The sequence below is a fragment of the Caulobacter sp. NIBR1757 genome (assembly GCF_027912495.1).
GTDB lineage: Bacteria > Pseudomonadota > Alphaproteobacteria > Caulobacterales > Caulobacteraceae > Caulobacter.
On sequence record NZ_CP115463.1, the window covers coordinates 1,690,836 to 1,709,736 of the forward strand.

Here is an 18,901-nt window from a genome sequence, read left to right on the forward strand (position 1 = left end):
CCGCCATCGTCGTATCCTGTGATCTCCTTCCCATGACCTTTTGGCGCAACATTGCAAGGCTCGCCGCGAACCGCGTGGACGAAGCCGAATGTCCCGACTGCCCTGCGGGACTGCCCGGCGAGGACCCCGCGTTCTCGACGGCGGTGACGGCGTTGGGCGCCAAGCTGGCCAAGGCCGACGGGCGAGCCGACCAGTCCGAATACGCCGCCTTCGCCACCGTGTTCCAGCCGGACGAGGGCTCGGAGCGCAATGTGCGGCGGCTCTATGAGCTGGCGCGGCAGACGTCGCTGGGCTTCGAGAGCTATGCGCGGCGGCTGGCCAAACGTTACCGGGGATGCCCGCAGCTGCTGGAGGACGTGCTCGACGGGCTGTTCCATATCGCCGGTTCGGACGGGGCGGTGACGCAGGATGAGCTCGAGTATCTGGAGCGGGTGTCGGACCTGTTCGGGCTGTCGCGGCTGACCCTGCGGCGGCTGAAGGCGACTCACCTCGGGGCCGGCCGGGACGATCCGTACGTGATCCTGGGCGTGCTGCCCGACGCCTCCGACGAGGAGTTGCGGGCCGAGTGGAAGAAGCAGCTGTCGGCGGCCCACCCGGACCGGGCCCGGGCCCGCGGCCTGCCCGAGGAGTTCATCGCCGTGGCCGAGGCCAAGGCCGCCTCAATCAACGCCGCCTTCGACACGGCCATGGCCGAGCGTCGCGAGCTGGGGATGATGGGCGCGGCCTAAAAATTGCCTCCTGAACCGCGCATTTGGTTGACGTTCAGGCCGGACGGCCAAAGTATGTGGTCATGGACGTCCCATAAGATGTCCGGAGGAGTGGTGATGAACCAGACGACCCGCGGGGGCGCGACCGGAATGAAGGCCCTGGCCTGGATCGGCGGCCTGCTGGCCACCGTCGCGGCCGTGATCATCGGCTCCGTGCTTACCGTGTTCGCCGTCACCACCGTCGTCGTCCTGGCCATCATGACCAGCGCCACCCTGGCCTTCGTCGCCCTCGCCGGCCGCGCCAGGAGCAAGGCCCGGGCCCGCGCCGCCGATGACGGCGTCATCGAGGCCCACAAGGTCGGGGGTCACCACTGGGTGGCCTACGGCTGGAACGAGCGGCGCTGACCCTGACCACCGCATCGCGGCTGCGGCCCCATCTGGTGGCCGGCGACTACATTGAAATCGTATTGAAGGACGAGGTCGGGGGCGAGGAGCATGAGGGCTTCATCGTCGGTCTGACCGGCGGCTTCGTGCTGCTCGAGGTGTTCGAGGCCTGGAGCAGCGACGGGGTGCGGATCATCCCCCTGGAGCACATCGAAACGGTCAGCCGAGATCCGATCCACAAGGACCGGCAGGCGATCCTGGCCTGGAACGGGGCGGTGCCGACCGAGGCCTTCGACTGGCTGAACCTGTCGGGCTTCCGGGCGCTGTTCGCCTCGGCGCTGGCGGTGGATGCGACGGTCTGCCTGCATGACGGTGACGAGATGGAGGTCGGCAAGATCCTGGCCGTGTTCGACACCGCCGTGCGGCTGAAGCTGATCGACGGGGCCGGGGCCTGGATGAGCGAGCCGCTGGACTATCCGTTCGAGGACATCGTCATGGTCGAGACGGGGGATCAGTACAGCACCGTGCTGCGGCGCTATGCCGAGGCGATGGCGGGGAAGAACGCTCCCAAACAATAGCTGTCATCCTCCGGGCCCGCGAAGCGGGAGCCGGGGGACCCAACTTTCCGCGTGGAGATTGCCCGGGAGTCTTTCCGGAGCCGGCCTGGGTCCCCCGATCCGCTTCGCGGTCGGAGGATGACAGTGCTTTTTCTGGTGGGGCGCGACGCTATCCCCCCATCGCCGCCAGAAACCCCATCCGGGTCGGGGCGATGCGGCCGTCGCCCCAGTCCTGGATGCAGGCCTTGGCGCTGAGGGTCTGCAGGGCGGCTTCCAGGCGATCCATCGGGAAGAGGCGGATTTCGGCGTCGGCCAGCAGGTGGCCCTTCGACACCGACTCGCCCGGCCAGATGTTCAGGCGGCGCAGGCCGTGCAGCAGGGCCAGTTCGGCGTCTTCGAGAATCGGGCGGTCGCCAGCATCAACCGGCGGCGATTCGGCCGGGCGGGCGACCGGCGCGGCCGGGGCGTCCAGGCGTTCGAGCATGCGGCGGGCGATCTCGCGTTCGCCCATGATCACCTCGGTGGCGCCCAGGCCCATCAGATGCTCGACCTCGGCGTCGGAGTGGGCGCGGACGACGATGTCGAGGCTCGGGTTGACCTGACGAGCGCGCTCGACGATGCGGCCGGCCTCGAAGGCGCGCGGGATGGCGACGAACAGGCGGGCGGCGCGGTCCAGGGCGGCGGCGTCCAGCACGCGCACGTCGGTGGCGTTGCCGGTGACGGTGTCGATGCCCTGGCTCTGGGCGTTAATGCCCAGGTCGTCGGAGTCTTCCAGCACCAGGATGGACTGGCCGGCGGCGCTGAGGCCGGCGGCTACGGCCGAGCCGACCCGGCCGTAGCCGACGACGACGTTGTGGCCGGTCATGGCCGTGGGGGTGAGGGCGGTGACCCCCGGCTCCCGGTCGTTGGCGCTGGCCTTGTCGACGCGCCGCGCGGCGAGGGCGAAGATCAGCGGGTTGAGCATGATCGAGAACAGCGCTCCGCCGAGGATCAGGTCCTGGGCGTCCTTGGGCATCAGCTTCAGGCCGACGCCGAGGGTGGCGAGGATGAAGCTGAATTCGCCGATCTGGGCGAGACTGGCCGAGACGGTGAGGGCGGTCGACTGGCCGTGGCCGAACAGGCGGATGATGCCCCAGGCGGCCAGCGACTTTCCGACCATGATGATGGCCACGGTGGCGGCCAGGGCCCAGGGCTGCTGGACCACGACCATCGGGTTGAACAGCATGCCGACCGAGACGAAGAACAGCACGGCGAAGGCGTCGCGCAGGGGCAGGGTCTCCTCGGCGGCGCGGTGGCTGAGCTCGCTCTCGGCGAGGATCATGCCGGCGAAGAAGGCCCCGAGCGCGAAGGAGACGCCGAACAGGGTGGCGGCCCCGAAGGCGACACCGAGCGCGATGGCGAGGACGGCCAGGCGGAACAGCTCGCGGCTGCCGGTGTGGGCGGCCCAGTGCAGCAGCCAGGGCACGACCTTGCGCCCGACGATCAGCATGAAGGCGACGAAGGCGGCGACCTTGGCCAGGGTGATGCCCAGGGCCAGCAGCCAGTTCTGATCCCCCTCGCCGGTGATGGTCCCGGCCAGGGCCGGCAACAGCACCAGGGCCAGGACCATGGCCAGGTCCTCGACGATCAGCCAGCCGACGGCGATCTTGCCGCGGTCGGTCTGCAGGATGCGGCGCTCCTGCAGGGCGCGCAGCAGCACGACGGTGGAGGCGACCGAGAGGGCGAGGCCGAAGACCAGGCCGGCGACCATGCCCCAGCCGAGCAGCCAGGCCAGGCCCATGCCCAGCAGGGTGGCGGCGGCCATCTGGCCGATGGCGCCGGGAATGGCGATGGCGCGGACCTTCATCAGGTCCTTGATCGAGAAGTGCAGCCCCACCCCGAACATCAGCAGGATGACCCCGATCTCGGCCAGCTGGCTGGCCAGATCCTGGTCGGCCACGAAGCCGGGCGTGAACGGCCCGACCAGCACCCCCGCAAGCAGATACCCCACCAGGGGCGACAGGCGCAGGCGCTGGGCGATGGCGCCGAGAATGAAGGCGACGACGATGCCTGCGCAGATGGTGGCGATGAGGGGCGTGTGGTGGGGCATGGGTCTCCTGACGTTGACCGTTGCAACTGTAACGATCGGGAGAGGCGTTCGTGATGACATGTGACCGGCGCGAGATAACAATCGCGCCAGATTGTCGCAGGCAGGGCCGGACGACGCCGGTCAGACGCGAGCCTTGCGCGACGTCATGCTTGCCCCCGGGCGCGGGCCGCGCCATGGTCAGTCAAACATTTGTTCGGGAGAGACGTGATGATCGGTGTTGTGGCCAAGCTGTTCGTGCAGGAAGCCAAGGCGGCGGAGTTCGAAAAGGTGTTCCTCGACCTGGCGGCCAAGGTGAAGGCCAATGAGCCGGGCTGCATCGCCTACCAGCTGACCAAGAGCCGTACGGAACCGGGCGTCTACAAGGTGCTGGAGCTGTACGCCAACGAGGACGCCCTGAAGCACCACGGCGGCACCGACTACTTCAAGGCCGCCGGCGCGGCGATGGGCCCGACGATGGCCGGCCGTCCGGAGATCGAATACCTCGACGGCGTCGAGTAGCCCGCCATGGATCTCGCCTTCTCCGACGCCGACCGGGCCTTCCAGAAGGAGGTCCGGGAGTGGATCGCCGCCAACTACGACGAGGCCCTGCGCAAGCAGCTGGGCCAGTCGAAGAACGGCTATCTCGACAAGGCCGGTCAGGTCGCCTGGCAGAAGAAGCTGGCGGCAAAAGGCTGGGCGGCGCCGGACTGGCCCGTCGAGCTGGGCGGGGCGGGGTTCAGCGCCTCGCAACGCTACATCTTCAACATGGAGATGAGCCTGGCCGGCGTGCCGCAGTCCTCGCCCATGGGGCTGAAGATGGTGGCGCCGGTGATCATGGCCTTCGGCACCGACGAGCAGAAGGCGCAGCACCTGCCGCCGATCCTGAACTCCGACATCTGGTGGTGCCAGGGCTATTCGGAGCCGGGATCGGGGTCCGACCTTGCGTCCCTGCAGATGAAGGCCGACCGCGACGGCGACGACTATGTGCTGAACGGGTCGAAGATCTGGACGACCCATGCGCAGTGGGCCGACTGGATGTTCTGCCTGGTGCGGACCAGCCAGGAGGCCAAGACGCAGAACGGGATCAGCTTCCTGCTGCTGCGGATGGATACACCGGGAATCGAGATCAAGTCGCTGCCGACACTGGACCAGCCGGTCGATGGGCAGCAGGAGATCAACCAGGTCTTCTTCACCGACGTGCGCGTGCCGGTCTCGCAGCGGATCGGCGAGGAGGGCAAGGGCTGGACCTATGCCAAGTACCTGCTCGAGTTCGAGCGCGGCAACGCCTATGCGCCGGGATTGATGAACGCGCTGAAGAAGGTGCGGAAGATCGCCTCGGCCGAACTGGGCGACGACGGCGAGCCGCTCATCCTCGACCATGACTTCCGCCGCAAGATCGCCGAGCTGGAGATCAAGGTGGAGGCGCTGAACGCCACCGAGCTGCGCATCTTCTCGGCCATGGAGGGCGGCGAGCCGGTCGGGCCGGCATCGTCGATGCTGAAGTGCGCCGGCAGCGAGGCGCAGCAGGCGATCACCGAGCTGGTGCTGGAGGCGGTCGGCCACTATGGCGCGCCCTATGCCCCGGCCTTCGCGGGCGGCAACGACTACTTCCCCGGGCCGGACTATGCGGCGCCGGCGGCGGGGGCGTACTTCAACTACCGCAAGGCCTCGATCTACGCCGGCTCGAACGAGATCCAGCGGAACATCATGGCGAAGCTGGTGCTGGGGCTTTAGGCGACACCACCAGAAGGATGAAGAGGGGACACGTTGGATTCCAACGTGTCCCCGTTTTAATTTGTGCGCCGCCCCAAAAGTGATATCATTTTCATATCAATTTCGGAGGGCTGAGAGATGACTGAGCACAAGGCGATCAACAAGACGACAGAACGGCCCGGCGGCGGCGTCAACGGGCTGCTGATCCTGCTGGTGTCGCTGATCCTGCTGTTGGCGGGCGGGTCGCAGGTTATCAACATTGAGGACCAACCGATCCAGGGACTGCTGGGCATCGGCGCCATCGTCGTCGCCTCCATCGCCATGGCCGGCTTCTACATGCTGCAGCCGAACGAGGCCTCGGCCATCACCCTGTTCGGCAACTACAAGGGTACGGACCGCACCACCGGCCTGCGCTGGGTGCTGCCCTGGTATAGCCGCAAGAAGATCAGCATGCGGGTGCGCAACGTCACCAGCGAGATGCTGAAGGTCAACGACAAGGGCGGCAACCCGATCGAGATCGCCGCCAATGTGGTCTGGCGCGTGGCCGATTCGGCCCAGGCCCTGTTCGACGTCGACGACTACCAGGCCTTCATCAACATCCAGATCGAGACCGCCCTGCGCGAGGTGGCCCGTCACTATGCCTACGACCATGCCGAGGACGGCGAGCCGACCCTGCGGGCCGACGCCGAGATCGTCGGCGAGCGGCTGAAGGGCGACCTGCAGGAGCGGGTGGCGGTGGCCGGGATCGTCGTCGACGAGACCCACCTGATGCACCTGGCCTATGCGCCGGAGATCGCCGGGGCGATGCTGAAGCGCCAGCAGGCCCATGCGGTGCTGGCGGCGCGGGCGATGATCGTCACCGGCGCGGTGACCATGGTCGAGAGCGCCCTGCAGCAGCTGTCGGAACGCGGCGTGGTGGAGCTGGACGAGGAGCGCAAGGCGGTGATGGTCTCCAACCTGCTGGTCGTGCTCTGCGCCGACCGCGAGGCCCAGCCCGTGCTCAACACCGGCTCACTGTACTAGGCTCATGGCCAGCCCCGGCAAGCGCGCCTTCCTCTTGCGGATGAAGCCCGAGGTGCTCGACGCGGTCGAGCGCCTCGCGGCCGATGAGCTGCGCAGTGTCAACGCGCAGCTCGAGGTGCTGGTGCGGGAGGGGTTGGCGAAGCGGGGGCGGCTCAAAAAGGAGCCACCGAAGGACAAGGACTAGAGCCGCGCCACCCGGGTCTGAAACAGGCGGCAGGTCATGGCCTCGCGCTCGTAGTTCAGCGGTTGGTACATGTAGGCGTAGGTCCAGTAGGCGTCTTCGGCCTCGCCGAAGTTCTCCCAGGCCTGGTCGAGCGTGACGTGGCGGTCCGCGACCAGGCGGGCCATGGCCAGGTCGATGTAGGTCTGGTTGAGCTTCTGCTGCTCGAGGAGGGCGGCCTGCGGCGCCCCGGCCTTCTCCAGGCGCAGCTTCTGGACGCCATGCATCACCGAGCACCAGGTCAGGGCCTGCCACCAGGCGGCGCCATTCCACTCGGCGATGGCGGCGGGCAGCTTGTCGATCTTCCTGTCGGCGGCGGTGATGGGGGCGCGGACATAGCCGGTCTGGGCGAACTCGCCGGCGTTGGGGTTGGCCGGCTCATACAGCGCGGCGGCGAGGGTCAGGGCAAGCAAGGCGGACATGGGCGATCTCCCGATGGAGCGCGCACGCTAGCCGGACCCCGGAGGGTGCGAATGCCTAAAATCTGGGGGAAGAGTGGCGCGAATGACGGGACTCGAACCCGCGACCTCCGGCGTGACAGGCCGGCGCTCTAACCAACTGAGCTACATCCGCATCGCTTCGCAGCAGCGCGAGGAGGGCGGAATAGGGGGATGCTCCAGCGGTGTCAAGCGAAGGCCGAAAGCTTTTTGGGGGGCGTTCCGAAATTCAGTGCGCGGGCGGCTTGTAGGGGACGATCGGGGTTCCCGGCGCCGGCGCGGACGGGGCGCTGTAGTGGAACGGCGCGGCCGGACCGGTCGGCCACTGCATCACCCCCCACAGGCCGGTGACCCCGAGCGCCACCACCATGAAGGCCATGCTGTAGGGCAGGACCGAACTCATCAGCCCGCCGACGCCCAGGGTCGGAACCCAGCGCTGGGCGAAGGCCAGCACCAGCGGGAAGTAGGGCATCAGGGGGCTGGCCATGTTCACCGTCGAATCGCCCATGCGGTAGGCGGCCGTGGTCATCTCCGGCGAGACGCCCAGCAGCATGAACATCGGCACCAGCACCGGCGCCAGCGCCGCCCACTTGGCCGAGGCCGAGCCGATGAAGAGGTCGAGGAAGGCGGTCAGGACGACGACGCCGAGCAGCATGAAGACCAGCGGCACGCCGGTCGCCTTCAGCGCTTCGGCCCCGTTGATGGCGACGATGGCCCCGAGGTTCGACCAGGTGAACATGGCGATGAAGTGGGCGGCGGCGAAGGCCAGCACGATGTAGGGGGCCATGGCGATCATCGACTCGCCGGCCAGCCGCACGACGTCGCGGTGGCTCCTTATCAGTCCCACGCTGGCCCCGAAGGCGATGCCGGCCAGCAGGAACAGGACGAAGAAGCCGGCGACCAGCGAGCGGAAGAAGGGCGTCCACTGGCCCATGCCGGCCACGGTGCGGTCGAGCAGGGGACCGGTCGGCAGGACGGTCATCAGCGTCCAAAGGCCGACGACGCCGACGACGGCCAGGCCGGCGAGGATCAGGCCTTTGCGCTCTTCCGGGGCGAGGGGCATGTCGGAGGGGCGGTGATCCTGCGGCGGGATCCACGGGCCCAGGCGCGGCTCGACGATGGCCTCGGTGACCCACCAGCCGATCGGCACGATGAAGGCGGCGGCGGCGGCGGTGAACCACCAGTTGCCGACCAGGTTCACCTTCCAGCCGGCGTCGAGGATGTGCACCGCCGGTTCGGTGAAGCCGAGAATCAGGGCGTCGAACTGGCTGGGAGTCGGATTGCCGGCAAAGGCCCCGACGCAGGCCGAGAAGGCCGCCGCCATGCCGGCCAGCGGGTGCCGCCCGGCGGCGGCGAAGGCGACGCCGGCCAGGGGAATGAGGACGACGAAGCCGCTGTCGGCGGCCTGGTTGCTCAAGAGGCCCAGCAGGATGATGACCGGGGCCAGCAGGCGCTTTGGCGTATGGCGCACCAGGCCCCGGATGGCGGCGCTGAGCAGGCCGACCCTTTCGGCGACGCCGGCCCCCAGCATGACCAGCAGCACCATGCCCAGCGGCGGGAAGCTGGTCAGGGTCCTGGGCATCTCCACCCACAGCCGACGCAGGTTCTCTGTATTGAGCAGGCTCTGGGCGACCATGGTCTCGCCGGTGCCGGGATTGACCACCGACAGGCCGAGCCCGGCGCAGATCACACTGGCCACGATCAGGGCGCCGATCAGCCAGACGAAGATGAAGACCGGATCGGGAAGCCGGTCGCCGAGGCGTTCGACGCCGTCGAGGAATCGCAAGGCCAACGGGCGTTTGCTCATAACGGCGATATCGGCATGGCCCCGAAGATTCAGCAAGCGCGCAGAACCCTTTGAACCCCCGCATCCCTTGGTCTACAACGCGCGCGACTCCTCCTCGGGGAAACCATGGACGCCTTCCTGCTCAACTACCTGCCCATCCTGATCTTCCTCGGGATCGCGCTGGTCATCGGCCTCGTCTTCGTCTTCGGCGCCGCCATCCTGGCGCCGAGCGCGCCGGATCCCGAAAAGGTCTCGGCCTACGAGTGCGGGTTCAACGCCTTCGACGACGCGCGGATGAAGTTCGACGTCCGCTTCTATCTGGTGTCGATCCTGTTCATCATCTTCGACCTGGAAGTGGCCTTCCTCTTCCCCTGGGCGGTCAGCCTGATGAACCTGCCCAAGGACGCCTCGATCTTCGCCTTCTGGTCGATGATGACCTTCCTGGGCGTGCTGACCGTCGGCTTCATCTACGAATGGAAAAAGGGAGCCCTGGAATGGGAGTAATCGTTCCGGGCAGCACGGCTGCGGTTCCGGCTCTGAGCGGCGCTCGCTCGACGGTCCCGGCCTACGACCCCAAGGTCCACGACCCTTATTTCGACGCCATCTCCGACCGCCTGGCCGACAAGGGCTTCGTGGTCGCGGCGGCCGACGACCTGATCACCTGGGCCCGCACCGGCAGCCTGATGTGGATGACCTTCGGCCTGGCCTGCTGCGCCGTCGAGATGATGCACTCGGCCATGCCGCGCTATGACCTGGAGCGCTACGGCTTCGCGCCGCGCGCCAGCCCGCGCCAGTCGGACGTGATGATCGTCGCCGGCACCCTGACCAACAAGATGGCCCCGGCCCTGCGCAAGGTCTACGACCAGATGCCGGAGCCCCGCTACGTCATCTCCATGGGCAGCTGCGCCAACGGCGGCGGCTACTACTATTACTCGTACTCAGTCGTTCGTGGCTGTGACCGCGTGGTGCCCGTCGACATCTATGTGCCGGGCTGTCCGCCGACCGCCGAGGCGCTGGTCTACGGGGTGCTGCAGCTGCAGAAAAAAATCCGCCGGACGGGGACCATCGAGCGATGAGCCTGACCCATGCCGAACTGGACGCGAGCCTCGAAGCGCTCGGCCAGAGCATCGTCGCCAACAGCGCCGGATCGATCGTCTCCTGGAAGGTCGAGTTCGGGGAGCTGACGGTCAGCGCCCAGATGAACCGCATCGTCGAGGCCCTGACCTTCCTGCGCGACCATCCGGACACCCGCTTTCAGCAGCTGGTCGATCTGGCCGGCGTCGACTACCCCGAGCGGGCCCAACGGTTCGACGTCGTCTACCACCTGCTGTCGATGGTGAAGAACCACCGCATCCGCGTGAAGGTGGCGACCGACGAGGACACCGCCGTGCCGTCGATCACCCCGGTCTATCCGGTCGCCGACTGGTTCGAGCGCGAGGCGTTCGACATGTACGGCATCTTCTTCGACAACCACCCGGACCTTCGCCGCATCCTGACCGACTACGGGTTCCACGGGCATCCGCTGCGCAAGGACTTCCCGATGACCGGCTACGTCGAGGTCCGCTACGACGACGAGCTGAAGCGGGTGGTCTACGAGCCGGTGAAGATCGCCGAGTTCCGCAACTTCGATTTCCTCAGCCCCTGGGAAGGCGCGCAGTACGCGCTGCCGGGCGATGACAAGGCGAAGGAGGGCGGCCAATGAGCGACGTGATCACCCCCGATCAACCGACCTACGCCAGCGAACACGACGGCATCCCCGAGACCCCGGTCCGCAAGTTCAACCTCAACTTCGGCCCGCAGCACCCGGCAGCCCACGGCGTGTTGCGCCTGGTGCTGGAGCTGGACGGCGAAGTCGTCGAGCGGGTCGATCCGCACATCGGCCTGCTGCACCGCGGCACCGAGAAGCTGATGGAGGCCCGCACCTACCTCCAGAACATCCCGTACTTCGACCGCCTCGACTACGTGGCGCCGATGAACCAGGAGCATGCCTTCTGCCTGGCCATCGAGAAGCTGCTGGGCGTCGAGGTGCCGATCCGCGGCAGCATCATCCGGGTGCTGTATTCGGAAATCGGCCGGGTTCTGAACCACCTTCTCAACGTCACCACCCAGGCGATGGACGTCGGCGCCCTGACCCCGCCGCTGTGGGGCTTCGAGGAGCGCGAGAAGCTGATGATCTTCTACGAGCGCGCCTGCGGCGCTCGTCTGCACAGCAACTACTTCCGCCCCGGCGGCGTCCACCAGGACCTGCCTGATCGGCTCGTCGAAGACATCGACAAGTGGGCGATCGCCTTCCCGAAGGTCTGCGACGACATCGAAGGCCTGATCACCGAGAACCGCATCTTCAAGCAGCGCAACGTCGACATCGGCGTGGTGACCAAGGAACAGGCCCTGGCCTGGGGCTTCTCGGGCGTCATGGTGCGCGGCTCGGGCATCGCTTGGGACCTGCGCCGCAATCAGCCTTACGAGTGCTACAACGACTTCGACTTCCAGATCCCGCTGGGCAAGAACGGCGACTGCTACGACCGCTACCTCTGCCGCATGCAGGAGATGCGCGAGTCGACCAGGATCATCCGCCAGGCCTGTGAAAAGCTGCGCACCGTGCGCGGCCCGGTGATGACGGAAGACAACAAGATCACCCCGCCGCGCCGCGCCGAGATGAAGCGGTCGATGGAGGCCCTGATCCACCACTTCAAGCTCTACACCGAAGGCTTCCGCACCCCGGAAGGCGAGGTCTATGCGCAGGTGGAGGCGCCCAAGGGCGAGTTCGGCGTCTATCTGGTCAGCGACGGCAGCAACAAGCCCTACCGCTGCAAGATCCGCGCGCCGGGCTTCCCGCACCTGGCGGCCATGGACTGGATGAACCGCGGCCACATGCTGGCCGATGTGTCGGCGATCCTGGGCAGCCTGGATATCGTGTTCGGCGAAATCGATCGGTGAGCTACCTCTTTCAGTTCGTCTTCGGCGCGCTGATAGCCGCCGTATTCGACTGGGCGGTGATTTATGCACTCAACGCCTCGAAACTGCCGAGCCGTCGCGAGCGATGGCAGGCGGTTGTGGTCGCCTACGCTTGGCACGGACCCTGGCTTGCCCTGGGTTTTCCCCTCTTTCTTGGCGGATTGCTGGCCCAGGGCTTTGTAGGACTGGGCATGAAGCCGGGGATAGCTGGCTTCGCCGCCTTGCCCGCTTTCGGCCTGATAGGTGGGGCGGCGGTCTGGCTGGCGCAGCAACTCCCCGCTGTACGGTCAGCCAACGCTGCGGTGTCCGCACAGATGAGCGCCGCCCATCGCGAGCAGAATCGACAGTTTGGCCGCCTCCTGGGATTTTCGACCAAGGCGCCTCCGTCTCGGCCTCCAGAGGTCTGAAGGGCGGCGCTGTCTCGTGCAGCGGGCCTCTCCGCGTGAAGCCGTTGCCGCGGCAATCGGCCTCTGCAGGTGGATAGACCGTGGCCGAGCCCCTATGTATCCTCCAGTTAACAGGTCTGGAGTTTCCGCGTCATGATCATCGGCCTCACTGTCGCTGCGCTCGCAGCCCTCGCCGCAACCATCGCCGCCGCCCGCGCCCGCCAGGCCAAGCCTGTTCCCGTGCGGGTCCGCAAGGACCGTTAGTGGAGCCGCTCGGCGCCGTTCTGGCCTTCTGTGTTCCGATGTCCGAGGGCGCACCGGCGCCGCGTGATGTCGTGGCGGCCTATATTGAAGCTCACAACAGGCAGGACATCGCTGCGGTCGCCAGGCTGATCGCGGCGAACGCCCGGTTCGGCATCTCCGACGAGATCGATTCCGGCGAGGTGGTGGTCGGCCGCTATCGGGACATCGTCTACAAGAACTTCCCCAAGGCCCATACCGAGCCGCTCGACCAACTTACCTACGGTGACATGGTTGCCCAGACGGAGCGGGTGACCGGCATCGGCCCGGACGGCGAGATCGGAATGACCGTCTACCGCGTGGTGCGGGGCTGCATCATCGACCTGACCATCAGCCACTCGCCGGACGGCGAGGATTGATCCCCAAGCAGGTGACTGTCTCGCGAAGCGTGACTTTCACCGTCTGGCGCTGAACAATGACGGTCATCCGGCCGCGCCGGAGGACCGTCACCACTTGAGCTTCACATGCCTTCGCCCTTGGGCCATGCTGCCGGTTGCCAATGATTGTGCCTGTGGACGGGGGGGCGGAATGATCTCTGACATTGTCGGTGCGCTGTTCTGGGGCGTCCTGTTTTTCGCGAGCTTCCCCTGGTTGATGATCGCGATGCTTGGCGCCGCCCACAGCCACCATGTTGACGGGAGGGGTGGCTTTGTCCGCGACTATTATCTGCGGATGCTGCCGATCATGCCGGGGGCGGTTGTTCTGTACCTGACCCTCTTCCGCACCTTTCAGGGGCGGGCAGGCCTCCTGTTGTGGGCGGCCGCCATTATCATTTTTATGGCCGGAGCGGTTCTGTTCTGGCTGCCGCAGGTCCGCGCCGCCGGTGATCGATTGAAGGCGGCCATGCAGGCCGCCGCCACGATGAAGGCACAATGAGAGGCCCCCTCGTCCCCTGGATTCCGTTGATCGTCGCCGTCCTGCTGGTTCCGCTCTGGCTGCTGACGGCGCTGTTCTTCACCCTGCTCAGCCGCGCCGTGCACCGCGCAACGGACGACGTCATCGTCTCCGGTCTGTGGACCGGCGTGGCCTTGACCCTGACCACCGGCGGGCTGCAGCTGGTGTTTAAACATTCGCCGATCGCGCCGAGCTTTCGACGGGTGCAGGACGCCATCGCCCAGTATCGTCTGAGGCTCAAGGAAGAGGGCAAGGCCCGCAAGGAAGCCGCCAGACGCGGCGAGGCCGCCTTCGACATCAACGGCGCCACCCTGCAGACCTATGTCACCCCCGACAGCGCCGCCGACGCCAAGCGGCACGTCTCCGTGCTGCTGCGCCGCGACCTGTTCGCCGACCCGCAAACCCCGTCCCCGACGCCTGTTGAACCGGCGCCCGAACCGGAAAAGCCGCCGGTCGCCTGACGGCCATTGTCGCGCCGGATCGGTCAGGCTACATCGGCGCGCAATCGCCTGGCCCGGCCGGAGAGTCTTCTCGGCCGCAGCCGTATCGCTGGAAGATACGTTCATGTCCGTCCGCCGTCTCGCCAAAGACCAGCCCGCCAGCTTCGCCTTCTCGAAAGAGATGATGAAGGACGTCAATTTCTGGCTCGGCAAATACCCGGCCGCCCGCAAGCAGTCGGCCTCGATCCCGCTGCTCTGGCTGGCCCAGAAGCAGGAAGGCTGGGTCAGCAAGCCGGCCATCGAGCTGATCGCCCAGATGCTGGAGATGCCGGTCATCCGGGTCCTGGAGGTGGCGACCTTCTACACCATGTTCCAGCTGGAGCCGGTCGGTAAGGTGGCCTTCGTGCAGCTGTGCGGCACCACCCCCTGCATGATCCGCGGGGCCGGCTCGCTGATCGACGTGCTGAAGGCCAAGATCGGCCCGAAAAACCACGTCTCGGCCGACGGCAAGTTCAGCTGGGAAGAGGTCGAGTGCCTCGGCGCCTGCTGCAACGCCCCGATGGCGGCGATCAACGACTATTACTACGAGGACCTGACGCCCGAGAGCCTCGGCCAGATCCTCGACGACTTCGCGGCCGGCAAGTCGCCCAAGCCCGGCTCCTACGACGGCCGTGGCGCCTCGGAGCCCAAGGGCGCCATCCACACCCTGACCGACCCGAAGCTCTACGACGGCAGCTACGCCAAGAAGCTGAAGCTGCCCAACGCCCCTGAAAAGGCCAAGAAGGCCAAGGCCGCGAAGGCGGAGGCTTAAGGCCGGTGAGCGACGAACACGCCCGGGAAGCCGAGGTTCTCAAGCGGCGCATCGCCTACATTGACCACCTGCGCAGCCTGCATCGCTTCGAGCGCAATGTCGGGCTGGGGATCATCCTTCTGGCCGCCGCCATCGTCATGACCGCGCAATTCATGCCGCTGCCCAAGCTTCTGGTGCTCGGTGGCTTTTCGCTACTGGCGGCGGGCTGGGTGGTGTCCATCTATGTGATCTGGAAGCGGACGGCCTGGCGCAAGGCCAACCCCTTCGAAACCTGGAAGCCGTAAGCGGGGCGTTTCCCCGGACGGCCAATTGCTGATAGGGCGGGGCGTTCCCGCGAGAAAGAGACGAGACTACCGATGGTCGGCATCCTCGAAGACAAGGACCGCATCTTCACCAACCTGTACGGGCTCCACGACTGGGGCCTGGAAGGCGCGAAGAAGCGTGGCTGCTGGAACGCCACCAAGGACATGCTGGACGCCGGCGGTCCCTGGATCATCGACAACATCAAGAACAGCGGGCTGCGCGGCCGCGGCGGCGCCGGCTTCGGCACCGGCCTGAAGTGGTCCTTCATGCCCAAGGAAGTGAAGGACGGGCGTCCCCACTACCTGGTCGTCAACGCCGACGAGTCCGAGCCGGGCACCTGCAAGGACCGGGAAATCATGCGCCATGATCCCCACCTGCTGATCGAAGGCTGCCTGATCGCCTCCTTCGCGATGCAGGCCCACGCCTGCTACATCTACATCCGCGGCGAATACGTGCGTGAGCGCGAGATCATGGAAGCCGCGATCAAGCAGGCCTACGAGGCCAGGCTGATCGGCAAGGACAATGTCCACGGCTGGGACTTCGACCTCTACATGCACCACGGTGGCGGGGCCTACATCTGTGGGGAAGAAACCGCGCTGCTGGAATCGCTCGAGGGCAAGAAGGGTCAGCCGCGCCTGAAACCCCCGTTCCCGGCCGGGGCCGGCCTCTACGGCTGCCCGACGACGGTCAACAACGTCGAATCAATCGCCGTCGTCGGCACCATCCTGCGCCGCGGGGCCGAATGGTTCGCCGGCTTCGGGCGGCCGAACAACACCGGCACCAAGCTGTTCTGCATCTCCGGCCACGTGAACCTGCCGTGCAACGTCGAAGAGGCGATGAGCATCAAGTTCAAGACCCTGATCGAGGACCACTGTGGCGGTATTCGCGGCGGCTGGGGCAACCTGAAGGCCGTCATCCCGGGCGGCGCCTCGGTGCCGATGATCCCGGCCGAGCAGTGCGAAGACCTGTTCATGGACTTCGACGCCCTGCGCGAACTGAAGTCGGGACTCGGCACGGCGGCGGTCATGGTCATGGACAAGGACACCGATCTGGTCCGCGCCATCGCTCGCCTCAGCTACTTCTACAAGCATGAGAGCTGCGGCCAGTGCACGCCGTGCCGCGAGGGCACCGGCTGGATGTGGCGGGTGATGGAGCGCATGGCGACCGGCGAGGCCGACATGAAGGAAATCGACACCCTGCTGGACGTCACGACCCAGGTCGAAGGCCACACCATATGCGCCCTCGGCGACGCGGCGGCCTGGCCGATCCAGGGCCTGTTCCGCCACTTCCGCCATGAGGTCGAGGACCGCATCACCAGCTATCGCGCCGGCAAGCCCCATGTGCAGGGCGCGACCCTGGTCGCGGCCGAGTAGGACGGCGGGCGTGGAAATCGCCGCGCTCATCTTCGCCTTCCTGCTGTCGGCCGCACCACTCGTCGTAGCCACCATCCTGGCTCATCGTATGGGCCGGCGGGGGGGCTGGAAGGTTTGGCCGTCTGTCGTGGCCATCCTGTTCGCGGTCGCCACATGGCTTGGCTATCCCTATGGCGGCACGGACGTCTACGTCTTCCTGTCGATCTTCGCTGGCGGCTATGTCGGTTGCCTTGCTCTGTTGCTGGCTCTGGTCATCGTCCGCGCCGCCCCGCACCCCGCTGACACCGCGGACGTGTTTTGAGCGCCCTGCGGCTGGTCGAGGAGGTCCAGGCGGACCCCGCCTTCTTCCAGCACCTGCTCTATTTCGGCCTGCTGGCCCTGATGACCACCCTGCCGCTCGGCGGCCTGTCGGTGATTCTGCATCGCGCCGGCCGTCGCGGCATCTGGCCGAGCTTCCCATGGGCCCTGGCGATGCTCTGCGGGCCGGTCTACGGCATGATCTTCTGGCTGGCCAAGGGCGAGGGCTACTTCCAGTACGGCTATGTGCTCGGCTGCATCGCCAGCTGGGCCAGCGGGGCCGGCCTGTCGGTCGGCATCTGCATCGTCCTGTTCGCCATCATCGGCCTGCCGCCGCCGCCGCAGTCGCCGGAATCCTGACCTTGAGGGTTGCGATTCGTCTGGCCGCACGCGACGATGGGCCGGGCAATCAAGGTCGCGACATGTTCAGCGTGAGCTTCAGCTGGGGCCAGATCGCCGGAATGGGCGTCGCTCTTGGCCTCGGTCTTCTCCCCATCGTTTTGGCGACCGTCCTGTCGTGGCGCAGTCTTCGCCGGGGCTGGTGGCTGGTGGGGCCGGGAGGCCTCTTCATAGTCTCGTGGCCGCTGACGGTGCTGGTGGTCAGCGCAACCGGCGGCATGAAGAGCGCCGATGGGCCGGCGTTCGGGATCGCCGCAACGACGATTATCGCCGCCTGGGTTTCGCTGGGTCTGTTCCTGACGGCGCTCGCCATCGCCGGGCCCAAGCTGCCCACGCTCGATGTCGGAAAGGTGTTCTGATCATGAACCTCGGGGAGGTGATCGGCTTCAGCATAGTGGTCCTGGTCGCTGTTTTTCCTTTGGTCGCGGTCAGCGTTATCGCCCATCGGTCCCGCCGGCGCGGTTGGTGGGTGGCGGCGCCATGGCTGGCGCTGGCGGCAATGAGCGGGCTCGGTCTGCAGCTCATGTACAGCGGGGGACAGCTCCGGGCAGGGGCCGATGTGACGGTCGCCGTGCTGCTGGTCGGGCTGATCTCGGCCTGGCTCAGCCTGACGATCATCCTGGCCGCCTTGACCATAGTCGGGCCAAAGCTCCCGCCGCCCGGGATCATCGATCGAAGATAGGCTTGCAGCCGGCCCCCGCCGCATCGAATATCCCCCATGGGGCGACTGCCGAACCGGCGGACGCAAGAGGGCGAAATTCATGCGGGGCAAGGTTCTTTCCTACACCGACCTGGAAGGCACGGGGCTGATCAGCGGCGATGACGGCCAGCGGTATCCGTTCACGCGCGGCGACCTGGGCGGCGGAGTGCGCAGCGTAGTTCCCGGCACCGAGGTCGATTTCGAGGTCGAGGACGGGGCGGCCCGCAACATCTACGTCACCACCCCGGCCTACGGCGGGCTGTCCGGAGACAAGAACAAGATCGTCGCGGCGCTGCTGGCCTTCTTCCTCGGCTGGCTGGGTATCCACAAGTTCTACCTCGGCAAGACCAACGCCGGGATCATCATGCTGCTGTGCGGCACCATCGGCTGGGTGCTGTTCGCCATCCCGCCGCTGATCATCGGCATCATCGCCTTCGTCGAGTTCATCATCTACCTGGTGAAGTCCGACCAGCAGTTCCACGAGGACTATGTCGTGGGCGACAAGAGTTGGTTTTAGGGCGGAATCGCCCGCTTCGATGCATTGTGATAGGCTGGGTCCATGTACATCGCGGATCGCATCACGGTCGAAAGTGGGAAGATGGGCGGGCGCCCCTGCGTCCGTGGCCTGCGGATCACCGTGAAAGACGTCCTGGAAATTCTCGCCAGTGGGATGACCAAGGAGGAAATCCTGGCTGACTACCCGGCGCTTGAACCCGAGGACTTCCCAGCGGTGCTGCGCTACGCGGCCGGCGAATTCAACCATCGTATCGTCGCCGCCGAGTGAAGTTCTTCGTCGATGAGCAGTTGCCGATTGGCTTGGCGCGATGGTTGCGCTGGAAGGGCCATGATGCAGAGCACATCGACGAACTTGGTCTACGGGCCTCGCCCGACGTGGCTATTGGCCATCTCGTGGCTGATGCGAGCGGCGTCGTGATCACAAAAGACAGTGATTTCATTGAGTTGCGCCGACGCAGGCCTGACTTCCAGATTCTTTGGCTGCGGACGGGAAACATCGCTACACCGCAGCTTCTCGCGAGACTCGAAGAGGTGTGGCCGGAAGTGATCGGCGGCCTTTCAGCCGGTGATCCGGTGGTCGAAGTTCGCTGATGCTTCACACTCAGTTAAGACCCGTTCTCAATGCGTCCGCA

The 18,901-nt window shown here is 66.5% G+C and carries 28 protein-coding genes and 1 tRNA gene; 25 read left to right on the forward strand and 4 right to left on the reverse strand.

Annotated elements, in window-relative coordinates:
• Positions 1–32: 32 nt before the first annotated feature.
• From O5I81_RS08120 to O5I81_RS08130, 3 genes are all read left to right on the forward strand, one after another.
• The gene (locus O5I81_RS08120; RefSeq protein WP_271068444.1) at positions 33–728 is read left to right on the forward strand and encodes a DnaJ family molecular chaperone; all 696 of its coding nucleotides are present in this window, start codon (positions 33–35) and stop codon (positions 726–728) included.
• Positions 729–824: 96 nt separating this feature from the next.
• Complete coding sequence (locus tag O5I81_RS08125; protein ID WP_271068445.1) at positions 825–1,112, forward strand: hypothetical protein; 288 nt, start codon at positions 825–827, stop codon at positions 1,110–1,112.
• Between the two features lie 35 nt (positions 1,113–1,147).
• Positions 1,148–1,669, forward strand: coding sequence for a hypothetical protein (locus O5I81_RS08130; protein ID WP_271068446.1), 522 nt, complete (start codon positions 1,148–1,150; stop codon positions 1,667–1,669).
• Between the two features lie 148 nt (positions 1,670–1,817).
• Here O5I81_RS08130 and ybaL read toward each other — a convergent pair whose 3' ends face one another.
• Complete coding sequence (gene ybaL, locus O5I81_RS08135; RefSeq protein WP_271068447.1) at positions 1,818–3,737, reverse strand: YbaL family putative K(+) efflux transporter; 1,920 nt, start codon at positions 3,735–3,737, stop codon at positions 1,818–1,820.
• Positions 3,738–3,944: 207 nt separating this feature from the next.
• On the opposite strand from ybaL, the gene O5I81_RS08140 reads away from it, so the two are divergent.
• From O5I81_RS08140 to O5I81_RS08155, 4 genes are all read left to right on the forward strand, one after another.
• Complete coding sequence (locus tag O5I81_RS08140) at positions 3,945–4,235, forward strand: putative quinol monooxygenase (RefSeq protein WP_271068448.1); 291 nt, start codon at positions 3,945–3,947, stop codon at positions 4,233–4,235.
• Positions 4,236–4,241: 6 nt separating this feature from the next.
• Positions 4,242–5,450 carry an acyl-CoA dehydrogenase family protein gene (locus O5I81_RS08145; RefSeq protein ID WP_271068449.1) on the forward strand — a complete coding sequence of 403 codons (1,209 nt, stop codon included), beginning with the start codon at positions 4,242–4,244 and terminating at the stop codon, positions 5,448–5,450.
• 117 nt (positions 5,451–5,567) lie between these two features.
• Positions 5,568–6,452, forward strand: a complete 885-nt coding sequence (locus O5I81_RS08150; RefSeq protein WP_271068450.1) for an SPFH domain-containing protein — start codon at positions 5,568–5,570, stop codon at positions 6,450–6,452.
• Positions 6,453–6,456: 4 nt separating this feature from the next.
• Positions 6,457–6,636 (forward strand): Arc family DNA-binding protein, encoded by a 180-nt coding sequence (locus O5I81_RS08155; protein ID WP_271068451.1) that lies wholly within the window; start codon positions 6,457–6,459, stop codon positions 6,634–6,636.
• Here O5I81_RS08155 and O5I81_RS08160 read toward each other — a convergent pair.
• The 3 genes from O5I81_RS08160 to O5I81_RS08170 form a co-directional block, all read right to left on the reverse strand.
• A complete protein-coding gene (locus O5I81_RS08160; RefSeq protein ID WP_271068452.1) occupies positions 6,633–7,094 on the reverse strand; it encodes a hypothetical protein in 462 nt (153 codons plus the stop codon). The genes O5I81_RS08155 and O5I81_RS08160 overlap by 4 nt on opposite strands.
• 74 nt (positions 7,095–7,168) lie before the next feature.
• Positions 7,169–7,245: transfer RNA gene (locus tag O5I81_RS08165), tRNA-Asp, on the reverse strand.
• Between the two features lie 93 nt (positions 7,246–7,338).
• Complete coding sequence (locus O5I81_RS08170; protein WP_271068453.1) at positions 7,339–8,916, reverse strand: AbgT family transporter; 1,578 nt, start codon at positions 8,914–8,916, stop codon at positions 7,339–7,341.
• Positions 8,917–9,021: 105 nt separating this feature from the next.
• Between O5I81_RS08170 and O5I81_RS08175 the strand changes: the two genes are divergently transcribed.
• The 18 genes from O5I81_RS08175 to O5I81_RS08260 all read left to right on the forward strand — a co-directional run bounded on the left by O5I81_RS08175 (position 9,022) and on the right by O5I81_RS08260 (position 18,860).
• Complete coding sequence (locus O5I81_RS08175) at positions 9,022–9,399, forward strand: NADH-quinone oxidoreductase subunit A (protein ID WP_271068454.1); 378 nt, start codon at positions 9,022–9,024, stop codon at positions 9,397–9,399.
• Complete coding sequence (locus O5I81_RS08180) at positions 9,369–9,971, forward strand: NADH-quinone oxidoreductase subunit B (protein ID WP_271068455.1); 603 nt, start codon at positions 9,369–9,371, stop codon at positions 9,969–9,971. The genes O5I81_RS08175 and O5I81_RS08180 overlap by 31 nt, the downstream gene beginning before the upstream one ends.
• 17 nt (positions 9,972–9,988) lie before the next feature.
• Entirely contained in the window at positions 9,989–10,597 is a 609-nt protein-coding gene (locus O5I81_RS08185) for an NADH-quinone oxidoreductase subunit C (protein WP_271069008.1), read from the forward strand.
• Positions 10,594–11,832 carry an NADH-quinone oxidoreductase subunit D gene (locus O5I81_RS08190; RefSeq protein ID WP_271068456.1) on the forward strand — a complete coding sequence of 413 codons (1,239 nt, stop codon included), beginning with the start codon at positions 10,594–10,596 and terminating at the stop codon, positions 11,830–11,832. Before O5I81_RS08185 ends, O5I81_RS08190 begins: the two co-directional genes overlap by 4 nt.
• Positions 11,829–12,257 (forward strand): hypothetical protein, encoded by a 429-nt coding sequence (locus tag O5I81_RS08195; RefSeq protein WP_271068457.1) that lies wholly within the window; start codon positions 11,829–11,831, stop codon positions 12,255–12,257. The genes O5I81_RS08190 and O5I81_RS08195 overlap by 4 nt, the downstream gene beginning before the upstream one ends.
• Positions 12,258–12,538: 281 nt before the next feature.
• Positions 12,539–12,895 (forward strand): nuclear transport factor 2 family protein, encoded by a 357-nt coding sequence (locus O5I81_RS08200; protein ID WP_271068458.1) that lies wholly within the window; start codon positions 12,539–12,541, stop codon positions 12,893–12,895.
• Between the two features lie 169 nt (positions 12,896–13,064).
• Positions 13,065–13,412 (forward strand): hypothetical protein, encoded by a 348-nt coding sequence (locus tag O5I81_RS08205; protein WP_271068459.1) that lies wholly within the window; start codon positions 13,065–13,067, stop codon positions 13,410–13,412.
• Positions 13,409–13,891 (forward strand): hypothetical protein, encoded by a 483-nt coding sequence (locus tag O5I81_RS08210; RefSeq protein ID WP_271068460.1) that lies wholly within the window; start codon positions 13,409–13,411, stop codon positions 13,889–13,891. The genes O5I81_RS08205 and O5I81_RS08210 overlap by 4 nt, the downstream gene beginning before the upstream one ends.
• Before the next feature lie 103 nt (positions 13,892–13,994).
• A complete protein-coding gene (gene nuoE, locus O5I81_RS08215) occupies positions 13,995–14,681 on the forward strand; it encodes an NADH-quinone oxidoreductase subunit NuoE (protein ID WP_271068461.1) in 687 nt (228 codons plus the stop codon).
• A gap of 5 nt (positions 14,682–14,686) precedes the next feature.
• Positions 14,687–14,965: a hypothetical protein gene (locus O5I81_RS08220; RefSeq protein WP_271068462.1), complete on the forward strand. Its 279-nt coding sequence runs from the start codon at positions 14,687–14,689 to the stop codon at positions 14,963–14,965.
• 72 nt (positions 14,966–15,037) lie between these two features.
• Complete coding sequence (nuoF, locus tag O5I81_RS08225; protein ID WP_271068463.1) at positions 15,038–16,357, forward strand: NADH-quinone oxidoreductase subunit NuoF; 1,320 nt, start codon at positions 15,038–15,040, stop codon at positions 16,355–16,357.
• A 10-nt stretch (positions 16,358–16,367) separates the two neighbouring features.
• Positions 16,368–16,658: a hypothetical protein gene (locus tag O5I81_RS08230; protein WP_271068464.1), complete on the forward strand. Its 291-nt coding sequence runs from the start codon at positions 16,368–16,370 to the stop codon at positions 16,656–16,658.
• On the forward strand, positions 16,655–17,014 hold the full coding sequence (locus O5I81_RS08235) for a hypothetical protein (protein WP_271068465.1): 360 nt from the start codon (positions 16,655–16,657) through the stop codon (positions 17,012–17,014). The genes O5I81_RS08230 and O5I81_RS08235 overlap by 4 nt, the downstream gene beginning before the upstream one ends.
• Positions 17,015–17,016: 2 nt before the next feature.
• A complete protein-coding gene (locus tag O5I81_RS08240; RefSeq protein ID WP_271068466.1) occupies positions 17,017–17,412 on the forward strand; it encodes a hypothetical protein in 396 nt (131 codons plus the stop codon).
• A 2-nt stretch (positions 17,413–17,414) separates the two neighbouring features.
• Positions 17,415–17,735, forward strand: a complete 321-nt coding sequence (locus O5I81_RS08245; protein ID WP_271068467.1) for a hypothetical protein — start codon at positions 17,415–17,417, stop codon at positions 17,733–17,735.
• A gap of 79 nt (positions 17,736–17,814) precedes the next feature.
• Complete coding sequence (locus O5I81_RS08250) at positions 17,815–18,270, forward strand: TM2 domain-containing protein (protein WP_271068468.1); 456 nt, start codon at positions 17,815–17,817, stop codon at positions 18,268–18,270.
• 42 nt (positions 18,271–18,312) lie between these two features.
• The gene (locus tag O5I81_RS08255) at positions 18,313–18,537 is read left to right on the forward strand and encodes a DUF433 domain-containing protein (RefSeq protein WP_271068469.1); all 225 of its coding nucleotides are present in this window, start codon (positions 18,313–18,315) and stop codon (positions 18,535–18,537) included.
• The gene (locus O5I81_RS08260; protein WP_271068470.1) at positions 18,534–18,860 is read left to right on the forward strand and encodes a DUF5615 family PIN-like protein; all 327 of its coding nucleotides are present in this window, start codon (positions 18,534–18,536) and stop codon (positions 18,858–18,860) included. The genes O5I81_RS08255 and O5I81_RS08260 overlap by 4 nt, the downstream gene beginning before the upstream one ends.
• Positions 18,861–18,901: the final 41 nt, after the last annotated feature.

Coding starts and splice junctions, on each gene's coding strand:
- O5I81_RS08255 (WP_271068469.1), top strand. CDS start 18,313: ATGTACATCGCGGATCGCATCACGGTCGAAAGTGGGAAGATGGGCGGG.
- O5I81_RS08140 (WP_271068448.1), top strand. CDS start 3,945: ATGATCGGTGTTGTGGCCAAGCTGTTCGTGCAGGAAGCCAAGGCGGCG.
- O5I81_RS08155 (WP_271068451.1), top strand. CDS start 6,457: ATGGCCAGCCCCGGCAAGCGCGCCTTCCTCTTGCGGATGAAGCCCGAG.
- O5I81_RS08250 (WP_271068468.1), top strand. CDS start 17,815: ATGCGGGGCAAGGTTCTTTCCTACACCGACCTGGAAGGCACGGGGCTG.
- O5I81_RS08200 (WP_271068458.1), top strand. CDS start 12,539: ATGTCCGAGGGCGCACCGGCGCCGCGTGATGTCGTGGCGGCCTATATT.
- O5I81_RS08120 (WP_271068444.1), top strand. CDS start 33: ATGACCTTTTGGCGCAACATTGCAAGGCTCGCCGCGAACCGCGTGGAC.
- O5I81_RS08160 (WP_271068452.1), bottom strand. CDS start 7,094: ATGTCCGCCTTGCTTGCCCTGACCCTCGCCGCCGCGCTGTATGAGCCG.
- O5I81_RS08145 (WP_271068449.1), top strand. CDS start 4,242: ATGGATCTCGCCTTCTCCGACGCCGACCGGGCCTTCCAGAAGGAGGTC.
- O5I81_RS08125 (WP_271068445.1), top strand. CDS start 825: ATGAACCAGACGACCCGCGGGGGCGCGACCGGAATGAAGGCCCTGGCC.
- O5I81_RS08245 (WP_271068467.1), top strand. CDS start 17,415: ATGAACCTCGGGGAGGTGATCGGCTTCAGCATAGTGGTCCTGGTCGCT.
- nuoF (WP_271068463.1), top strand. CDS start 15,038: ATGGTCGGCATCCTCGAAGACAAGGACCGCATCTTCACCAACCTGTAC.
- O5I81_RS08210 (WP_271068460.1), top strand. CDS start 13,409: ATGAGAGGCCCCCTCGTCCCCTGGATTCCGTTGATCGTCGCCGTCCTG.
- nuoE (WP_271068461.1), top strand. CDS start 13,995: ATGTCCGTCCGCCGTCTCGCCAAAGACCAGCCCGCCAGCTTCGCCTTC.
- ybaL (WP_271068447.1), bottom strand. CDS start 3,737: ATGCCCCACCACACGCCCCTCATCGCCACCATCTGCGCAGGCATCGTC.
- O5I81_RS08190 (WP_271068456.1), top strand. CDS start 10,594: ATGAGCGACGTGATCACCCCCGATCAACCGACCTACGCCAGCGAACAC.
- O5I81_RS08205 (WP_271068459.1), top strand. CDS start 13,065: ATGATCTCTGACATTGTCGGTGCGCTGTTCTGGGGCGTCCTGTTTTTC.
- O5I81_RS08150 (WP_271068450.1), top strand. CDS start 5,568: ATGACTGAGCACAAGGCGATCAACAAGACGACAGAACGGCCCGGCGGC.
- O5I81_RS08170 (WP_271068453.1), bottom strand. CDS start 8,916: ATGAGCAAACGCCCGTTGGCCTTGCGATTCCTCGACGGCGTCGAACGC.
- O5I81_RS08175 (WP_271068454.1), top strand. CDS start 9,022: ATGGACGCCTTCCTGCTCAACTACCTGCCCATCCTGATCTTCCTCGGG.
- O5I81_RS08180 (WP_271068455.1), top strand. CDS start 9,369: ATGGAAAAAGGGAGCCCTGGAATGGGAGTAATCGTTCCGGGCAGCACG.